This window comes from Streptomyces sp. NPDC044033 (genome assembly GCF_056434425.1).
Window position 1 is genome coordinate 44311 of the sequence record NZ_JBWKFF010000039.1, and the last position, 6691, is coordinate 51001.

Annotated in this window: 6 protein-coding genes, 1 pseudogene and 1 riboswitch; of the genes and pseudogenes, 5 read left to right on the forward strand and 2 right to left on the reverse strand. The window is 67.3% G+C overall.

Features of this window, described 5'->3' with window-relative positions:
• The 3 genes from AC07AB_RS38645 (at nucleotide 1) to AC07AB_RS38655 (ending at nucleotide 2976) form a co-directional block, all read left to right on the forward strand.
• Nucleotides 1–717, forward strand: a complete 717-nt coding sequence (locus tag AC07AB_RS38645) for a DUF6585 family protein (protein ID WP_478577008.1) — start codon at nucleotides 1–3, stop codon at nucleotides 715–717.
• Between the two features lie 251 nt (nucleotides 718–968).
• A riboswitch (ZMP/ZTP riboswitch) is annotated at nucleotides 969–1059 on the forward strand.
• 37 nt (nucleotides 1060–1096) lie between these two features.
• The gene (locus tag AC07AB_RS38650) at nucleotides 1097–2404 is read left to right on the forward strand and encodes a serine hydroxymethyltransferase (RefSeq protein ID WP_478577009.1); all 1308 of its coding nucleotides are present in this window, start codon (nucleotides 1097–1099) and stop codon (nucleotides 2402–2404) included.
• 179 nt (nucleotides 2405–2583) lie between these two features.
• Entirely contained in the window at nucleotides 2584–2976 is a 393-nt protein-coding gene (locus tag AC07AB_RS38655) for a phage holin family protein (protein ID WP_478577011.1), read from the forward strand.
• Nucleotides 2977–3105: 129 nt separating this feature from the next.
• Here AC07AB_RS38655 and AC07AB_RS38660 read toward each other — a convergent pair whose 3' ends face one another.
• Together AC07AB_RS38660 and AC07AB_RS38665 are read right to left on the reverse strand one after the other, a co-directional pair.
• Nucleotides 3106–3681, reverse strand: a complete 576-nt coding sequence (locus AC07AB_RS38660; protein WP_478577014.1) for an HD domain-containing protein — start codon at nucleotides 3679–3681, stop codon at nucleotides 3106–3108.
• 355 nt (nucleotides 3682–4036) lie between these two features.
• Nucleotides 4037–5389: a transcriptional regulator gene (locus tag AC07AB_RS38665; RefSeq protein ID WP_478577015.1), complete on the reverse strand. Its 1353-nt coding sequence runs from the start codon at nucleotides 5387–5389 to the stop codon at nucleotides 4037–4039.
• Between the two features lie 356 nt (nucleotides 5390–5745).
• Between AC07AB_RS38665 and AC07AB_RS38670 the strand changes: the two genes are divergently transcribed.
• Nucleotides 5746–5916, forward strand: coding sequence for a hypothetical protein (locus AC07AB_RS38670; RefSeq protein ID WP_478577017.1), 171 nt, complete (start codon nucleotides 5746–5748; stop codon nucleotides 5914–5916).
• A gap of 521 nt (nucleotides 5917–6437) precedes the next feature.
• Nucleotides 6438–6691 (forward strand): annotated as a pseudogene (locus AC07AB_RS38675) (maturase); the annotation flags it as partial.

Sequence of the window (6691 nt, forward strand, 5' to 3'; positions counted from 1 at the left end):
ATGGATCTCGGCCTGCTGCCGGCGGACAGCCCATGGGCGGAACTGACCGATGAGGCCAGGAGGCTCGCGCGGGAGCACGACTTGGGGGAGTACGGGCATCCCTTCCCCACGCGTGCGGGGATCTCGGCGAAGAAGGTCCACCGCGTGTACAAGTTCTACGCGGGCCTGGTGCGCCAGGACTACGGCAAGGAACCGGAGGTCTTCCGCTGGGACGGCATCACGGACTGGTACGAGTCGGTGGTCAGCCGCTACCGGAACGGTACGTACCTGCACACCGGCTTCACGTACAAGCTGACCCGCCAGGACGGCGTCTCCACGACGCTTGAGGGCAACTACCGGGACGGCCAACTGCACCGCGATCCGGGCATGGCGAGCAGTCTCCCCCAAGGGGCCGCCTACGCTCAGGTAGGCCGGTCCGTGGTCAACCTGTGCGCCGAATTGAGACTGCCCGCGACACTGGAAACGCTGGAGCGGGGCGGAACGGTGGACTTCGGCGACCTGTCGGCGACCCGGGAGGGCCTCCGGCGCAAACGCCGCGTACTCCCGTGGGCGCTCGTGGAACGGGCAGAGGTCGACAAGGGCTGGTTCACGCTCATGGAAGGTGGCCGCCGCCCGTACTACAAGTCCCAGGTGGCCCGCATCCCGCGCTGCACGCTGCTGCGTTCCGTGATCGACACGATGCCGCGCGACGAGCGCGACACTCCCCGGTTCGGCTGACTCGCCCGGCTGGGCGAGCTGCGCCCAACCTCCCATCTCGGGCTTCATCTTCCGGCGTCGGGCGGGGGTCCCGAACTTGAGCCCATGTCATACCCCTGGCCGGGCGTGCGACGCCCGGCGCACACGCTCGCGGCGTTGCCGAAACGCACTGGTAGCTCCGGGGGGCAAGAGCCCTCCGGCACCTTGCGATCGCACGCACGAGCCGCAGCCCGCTGATCTGACCAGAGGTGTGGCACAGGCCCTAGAATGGCCGGGCACATCGCGACTGGCGCGCGTGGAAGCGACCACGAGGGAGCGGTGTGCGGCAACCGCCACGAGGTGCCGCCCGCCTGGGCACCCCGGGAGACCGACCGGAACACCGATCGCCCCGGAGGACGCCATGACCACGCCCGCGCACCCGTCCAGCCCGCATACGTCCGTACCGCACCCCGCCCTGGCCGCCGCCGACCCCGAACTCGCGGCGCTCGTCGGCGCGGAGGAGCGGCTGCAGGCCACCACCCTGCGCATGATCGCCAGCGAGAACTACGCGTCGGCGGCCGTGCTGGAAGCCACCGGCACCGTCCTGCAGAACAAGTACAGCGAGGGCTACAGCGGCAAGCGGTACTACGAGGGCCAGCAGAACATCGACCTCGTCGAGACCCTCGCGGCCGACCGCGCCAAGGCGCTCTTCGGCGTCGAACACGCCAACGTCCAGCCGTACTCGGGCTCGCCCGCGAACCTCGCCGTCTACCTCGCCTTCGCCGAGCCCGGTGACACGGTGCTCGGCATGTCGCTGCCGATGGGTGGCCACCTCACGCACGGCTGGGGCGTCTCGGCCACCGGCAAGTGGTTCAAGGGTGTGAGCTACGGCGTCCGCCGCGACACCGGGCTCACCGACCTCGACGAGGTCCGCGACCTCGCCCGCAAGGAGCGCCCGAAGATCATCTTCTGCGGCGGCACGGCCGTGCCCCGCACCATCGACTTCGCCGCCTTCGCGGAGATCGCCCGCGAGGTGGACGCCGTCCTCGTCGCCGACATCGCCCATATCGCCGGGCTGGTCGCGGGCGGCGCGCACCCCTCCCCGGCGCCGTACGCCGACGTCATCTCCACCACCACCCACAAGACCCTGCGCGGCCCGCGCGGCGCCATGCTGATGTCCCGCGCCACGCGAGCGAAGGCCCTGGACAAGGCCGTCTTCCCCGGCCTCCAGGGCGGCCCGCACAACCACACCACGGCCGCCATCGCCGTCGCCCTCCACGAAGCGGCCCAACCCGCCTTCCGCGACTACGCGCACGCCGTCGTAGCCAACGCCAAGGCCCTCGCCGAGGCCCTCCTCGCCCGCGGCTTCGACCTGGTCTCCGGCGGCACCGACAACCACCTCATCCTGCTCGACCTCACCTCCCGCGACGTGCCGGGCAAGGTCGCCGCCAAGGCCCTCGACCGGGCCGGGATCGTCGTCAACTACAACACCGTGCCGTACGACCCGCGCAAGCCCTTCGACCCGTCCGGCATGCGCATCGGCACCCCCTCCCTCACCTCCCGCGGCCTGACCACGGACCACATGCCGGCGGTCGCGGCGTGGATCGACCGCGGCGTGCGCGCGGCGCACGCCGGGGACGAGGCGGCTCTCTCCGCGATCCGTTCCGAGGTCGCGGAACTGATGGCCGCGTATCCGGCTCCGGGCCTGCCGCTGGGCGACGAGGGCTGACGCCTTGGCGGTCCCCCGGGGATTCCGGGGGACCGCTCGGGACCGAGAGCCCCACACTCACCTTGATTGTTTCCCGCATGCGCCGCCTCGTCCTGTGTGAGCGGGGGAGCGCCGGAGCTGACCCGGCCAAGCAGTACCGCGCGGGCTTGCCCTGCGCTCCCGGTGCAATGATTACGATCATGGATGAAGGCAGACAGAAGCGAATATTCCTTGGCATCCTCCTGGGGATAGCCCTCGCCGCATACTTACCGACTGGCGTCGCCCTGGGGGGTCGGCCGGCCATGTCGCTGTTCGTCGGCGGCGCAGTCTTCTCGATCGTCAACAAACTGATCCACAGCTATCCGAGCGAGATCAGGAGCGCACATCCCCTCGCGCTGCTCCTCCTCGGTCTCATAGGAATTGTCCAGGACAGCCTGATCTGGCTGCTCGTCTCTTGGCTGGTGGGCACCCAGTTGGGGACCGGTCTTCACGTCGACGGTCTCGGAGGAGCTTTGTGGGGCGGTGTTCTGGTCCGGGCCGCGGCCTTGGCCTGCCTCGCGATCCCGACGCGGAAGGCGAGGCAGGGCGCATGATTCGTAGTCGGGTGTAGCTCTTCTTCAGGGAAGTGCTGAGCCGGCAGAACGCTCGTTGGGGGCGTAGGCCGGACGGGGCGACGGGGTTCGGGCGGGACCGGACCAGTACGACGGCGCGCTCTCGGAAGGTCAGCGCAAGTACACGCGCTGCCAATCGGTGGACGTCATGTCCTGTGCCGCGTCGGCGAGTTCGATCGCCGACGCGGTCTTGAGTTTCGCCCGGGTGGTGTCGATCCACTCCTGCGCGTTGCTGTAGCCCTGTTCGAGGTACTCGATCCCCTGGACCACGCATTCCAGCTTGTCCGCGTCATGAGCGACCATGACCTCCAGCGAGCCGCCGGTCTCGTACTCCTCGACGACGGCTCGGATACCGGCGGCGACCGACGGGTGCGCGTCCGCGACTTGGTCGGCCGTGACGTCTTCGTTCTTCGCCGCCTTCAGATAGCGCCGCCCGACCCAGGGAATGTCGCCGATACGAGTTTCCTGTGTGTCGTGGAACGTGCACAACAGCGCCACCTTCGCGGGGTCCGCGCCTTCCATCATGGCCAGAACCGCCTCGATGACCGCGGTACGGAAACTGTGCTCCGCGATCGTTTCCGGGTCCTTGACACCGACGATCCACCAGCCCGACCGCTTCGCGCGCTTCAGCGCTCCCATTTCCATGAGGTAGCTCATGGAGCCCTTGGCGTGCTGATCGTCACTCATGCGGCCGTCCTTCCAGAAGGATCACGGATAGCTCAGGCCCGGACCGTAATGCACTGCGCCGAGCTCGCTGCGGGACGTACGCGGCGATGCTCAGCCGACCGGACCCGCCTCCTTGGAAGATGTCCATCTTCTGAAACTCGCCGAACATGTTCCGTACGGCGGTGACGTCTTCGAGCCGGACCCGTGGGGCTGGTTCGGGTTCTTGGTCCGGGACGTTCAGCAGCCAGTGGTGGGAGGGCGCGACCGCCGCTGCTGCCAGGAATGCGTGTCGATCCACGTCGGCTCTCCCCAAGTCGGCGACGGCCCCTCCCCGGTTCCGCCGGGGAGGGCAGCGTCCTGCCGTATTCGGTGGCGTTCAGGCGGCTGCCACGAACTGCCGTGCTCGCTCGTCGAAGTCGGCCACGAGCCGGTGCGTGCCGAAGGGCTTCATCCGGCGCTGAAGATCCTGTACGGCCTCGACGCACCGCGAGGACTTCACCTGCCGGGAGAGGGACAGGGTGCGCACCCCGGCCGCGTGCGCGGACTCCAGGTCGTTGCGCTGCAAGTGGGATACGGCCAGCGCCGCGTGCGACATGGCCCCCCGACGTGCTCGCTTCTGCATCTTCGCGTGCTCAATGGACCGGCGGGCATGCCGGTCTGCCAGATCGGCGTCGCCCAGGTCCCGGAAGGTGTTCGCGTGCTCGCCGTGCAGGTAGGCCGGATCGATGAACAGTGCCCACTCCTGTTCCCCCTCCGGCCGCACTTGCTCGAATGAGGCTTCGGACCTGGCCACGGCACGAGCTGCCGCGCGCTTGTCCCCGAGCTTGGCGAGGGCTCGGGCCTCCAGGCACCAGAGGTCGGCCATGCAGGCGTTCGAGGCCCCCTTGGCCAGCCCCGCCCGCCCCGCTTGCGCCAGCCGCCGCCCCTCGGCCGGGTTGCCGAGCAGCGTCGCCTGGTCTGCCATCCCCGCGAGCACGTGCGCGCCAAGCGCTGTGTTGTGGGACTCTTCGGCAAGCCTCAGTGACTGAATGAGGTACTTCTGCGCGGTGCTGTTCTCTCCGTTGTCGTAGGCCATCCACCCGAGCAGATACGTCTGCTCGGCCGCCGCTTCGCACAGAGCGCGGCGCACGGTGTCGGTGTGCGTCCTGCGCAGCAGTGGGTAGACATGGGCGTTCAGGTATGCGGCGAGACTCAGCCGACCGGACCCGCCCCCTTGGAAGATGTCCATCTTCTGAAACTCACCGAACATGTTCCGTACGGCGGTGACGTCTTCCAGCCGGACCCGTGGGCCTGGTTCGGGTTCTTGGTCCAGGACGTTCAGCAACCAGTCGCGGGAGGGCCCTACACCCGCGACCGCCGCGAACGGCGCTGCTGCCAGGAATGCACGTCGGTCCACGTCAGCTCTCCCCAAGTCGGCAACGGTCTCAACGGTAGCCGCGAACGATGCGTTGTACATGAGCAGTTCGTTGGTCCTACTGCTGTCGCCGTACCCGAGGTCGTACGTCGTGATGCGGTAGCCGAAGTGCGCCGAGAACACGTCGGCGAGGATGTCCGGGATGGGCAGTCGCGGCGTATCGCCTTCAAGCCAACGGCGGATGCCGGTCTTGTCCGGCATGACGTGCGGCTGGTTCCACTCCAGGGTCTTGGAACGTACGCACCGTGCCAGCTCTCCGTTGGTCATCCTGGAGCGTTGCAGGTACTCGGCGAGCTGGTCGTTCGGCTTCTTCATCCCTCTGCCTTCCGCCACGGGAGGGGTGGTGAAAGCGACACCCTTCGACACCCCCTCAGACGGTAGCGCCGGAGATGGCACGGCTGTTGGCTGGATGAATGAACTGAACCGGCATGGGCGGGGAGTACATGACGATGGCGAACAGCGCCGCAAGCAACAGGGTGATCCGCAGCACCCTTGACTCCGAATTCACCGGGCCGAATGGTCAGGCCGCCGCCGCTCTCCCTCCCCGCGCCCCGGGAATACCTGATGCTCGGGTATTCCTCGACGGAACGTCCACGCCTCCGGACCCGGGGACGCGAGATGCAACCGCGATCGTGCGTGAGCGATCGGATGAAGAGCTGTGCTGTCGGCCGATGGGGCCGCCTCCCCAGCTCATGCTCGCCGGCACCCCCGAATCCGTGTACGCCGCCAGGCGATACGCCCGCGAGTTCGTCGGCTTCCACGTGCCCGAGGTGGAGCAGGACCGCCTTGACGACGTGCTGCTCGTCCTCTCCGAGCTGGTCACGAACGCCGGTGCGCCATGAAGCGCTCTGTTGTATCCCCGGTTCAACCGGGAGGAACTGAAGGGAGGTTTCTGGGTCCGATGGCTCACCTGGGCCTGAAAGGCGAAGGGGACAATAGCATGCCAGGAAATCAACGATTGCGTTCAGGTATGGAAGCGATGCGTTGAGGGACCCGTGCGATATGGCGAAAGCTGTACTGCCTGAACCCCAATCTCCAAGGGATGAAACTGCTGACATCCATCGGAAATGTGCCTGACACCGATGCCGTGCCTTGCGGTGGAGTGACTGCGTATCCGCCGCACCCTTCGGGGCGCGGACTGATTCCCAGCGAGGGAATTCAAGGAGATGAGTGGGGCGCCTAAGTCGCGCTAGATACGTACAACAGAGACGAACATGGGATCACCTAAAGGGCGCGAGCCCCAAGGTGACGGAGGCTCCGTAGTAGTCGCAGGAGTAACGACCTGCCAAGGAGGACGGGAAATCCGTCCGCAGGGCGAAGGGGGCCAGGTGATCGGATATCACGATGCTGGGAGGTATGCGTAATGCAGAACGCCGAATCGGTACTTGATGTCCTGCGTGAACGCGGCAGGCGGAGTCTGCCGTGCGATGAACTGTATCGGCAACTGTTCAACCCGAACCTGTATCTACTGGCCTACGGGCACGTCTACGCCAACCACGGCGCGATGACACCCGGAGCCTGTGGGGAAACCGCCGACGGCATGTCCGAAGCCAAGATCGGGCGCATCATTGAAGTCATGCGCCACGAGCGTTACCGCTTCCGTCCGGTACGACGCGT

What these genes read in the sequence shown, in the direction of transcription:
- AC07AB_RS38670 (WP_478577017.1), top strand. Translation starts at nt 5,746, where the DNA reads ATGGGGCCGCCTCCCCAGCTCATGCTCGCCGGCACCCCCGAATCCGTG.
- AC07AB_RS38645 (WP_478577008.1), top strand. Translation starts at nt 1, where the DNA reads ATGGATCTCGGCCTGCTGCCGGCGGACAGCCCATGGGCGGAACTGACC.
- AC07AB_RS38655 (WP_478577011.1), top strand. Translation starts at nt 2,584, where the DNA reads ATGGATGAAGGCAGACAGAAGCGAATATTCCTTGGCATCCTCCTGGGG.
- AC07AB_RS38665 (WP_478577015.1), bottom strand. Translation starts at nt 5,389, where the DNA reads ATGAAGAAGCCGAACGACCAGCTCGCCGAGTACCTGCAACGCTCCAGG.
- AC07AB_RS38650 (WP_478577009.1), top strand. Translation starts at nt 1,097, where the DNA reads ATGACCACGCCCGCGCACCCGTCCAGCCCGCATACGTCCGTACCGCAC.
- AC07AB_RS38660 (WP_478577014.1), bottom strand. Translation starts at nt 3,681, where the DNA reads ATGAGTGACGATCAGCACGCCAAGGGCTCCATGAGCTACCTCATGGAA.